At 71.8% G+C, this 1,438-nt stretch carries 1 protein-coding gene; it reads left to right on the forward strand.

Features of this window, described 5'->3' with window-relative positions; all coding sequences use genetic code 11:
- The coding region (locus AB0J09_RS64665) for a phosphoglucomutase (protein ID WP_360714403.1) at window positions 1-1,298 on the forward strand (1,298 nt) is incomplete at its 5' end.
- Between the last annotated feature and the right edge of the window lie 140 nt (window positions 1,299-1,438).

The following is a 1,438-nucleotide window of genomic DNA, read 5'->3' on the forward strand; positions in this document are numbered from 1 at the left end:
CGCGTGACGGCTACACGCCGACCCCGGCCGTCTCGCACGCCATCCTGCGGCACAACCAGGGGCGCACCACCGGACTCGCGGACGGCGTCGTGATCACGCCGTCGCACAACCCGCCCGGCGACGGCGGGTTCAAGTACAACCCGCCGCACGGGGGTCCCGCCGACACCGACGCGACCACGTGGATCCAGGACCGGGCCAACCGGCTGCTGGCGAGCGGGCTGGAGAGCGTGCTGCGGGTCTCGTACGCCAAGGCCCTGGGCGTGGTGGGGCGTTACGACTTCCTCGGGATGTACGTGGACGACCTGCCCTCCGTGGTCGACCTGGACGCGATCCGGGCCGCCGGGGTGCGGATCGGGGCCGATCCCCTGGGCGGGGCCAGCCTGGCCTACTGGGGGGAGATCGCCGAGCGGCACCGGCTCGAACTGACCGTGGTCAATCCGCTGGTGGATCCGACGTGGCGGTTCATGACGCTCGACTGGGACGGCAAGATCCGGATGGACTGCTCGTCGCCGTACGCGATGGCCTCTCTTATCGCCAACCGGGATAAATACGATATTTCCACCGGAAACGACGCCGATGCCGACCGGCACGGCATCGTCACCCCCGACGCCGGCCTGCTGAACCCCAACCACTACCTCGCCGTCGCCATCTCCTACCTCTACACGCACCGCGACGGCTGGCCCGCCGACGCCGGTGTGGGCAAGACCATGGTCAGCAGCCAGATCATCGACCGGGTCGCGTCCTCGTTGGGGCGGCGGCTCTATGAGGTGCCGGTCGGCTTCAAGTGGTTCGTCCCGGGGCTGCTGGACGGGTCGCTGGGGTTCGGGGGCGAGGAGAGCGCGGGCGCGTCGTTCCTGCGGCGGGACGGGTCCGTGTGGTCCACCGACAAGGACGGGATCATCCTGGCGCTGCTGGCCTCTGAGATCCTGGCCGTCACCGGCAAGTCGCCCAGCGCGCACTACCGTGAGCTGGTCGAGCGGTTCGGGGAGCCCGCGTACGCCCGGGTGGACGCCCCGGCGACGCGCGAGGAGAAGGCGGTGCTCGGGAAGCTTTCGGCGAAGCAGGTGACGGCGTCGTCGCTGGCGGGCGAGCCGATCACGGCCGTGCAGACCGCGGCGCCCGGCAACGGGGCGGAGCTGGGCGGGGTGAAGGTCTCGACGGAGAGCGCCTGGTTCGCCGCGCGGCCTTCGGGGACGGAGGACGTCTACAAGATCTACGCCGAGTCGTTCCGCGGCCCCGACCACCTGGCCAAGGTCCAGGAAGAGGCCCGCTCCCTGGTCTCCGCCGCCCTCGGCTGAGGGTTCCCGCCCCCCCTGACCGCCCCCGCCCCGTCACCCATGGCGCTCCGGCCCGACAGGGGCCGCGCACACGGGCCCTGGCGTGGGGTGCCCGCTGGGCTCTCGCGGCTGAACACGCGCCGCCCAGCGCCTCAGCGGCA

The organism is Nonomuraea sp. NPDC049784 (assembly GCF_040659615.1).
GTDB lineage: Bacteria > Actinomycetota > Actinomycetes > Streptosporangiales > Streptosporangiaceae > Nonomuraea.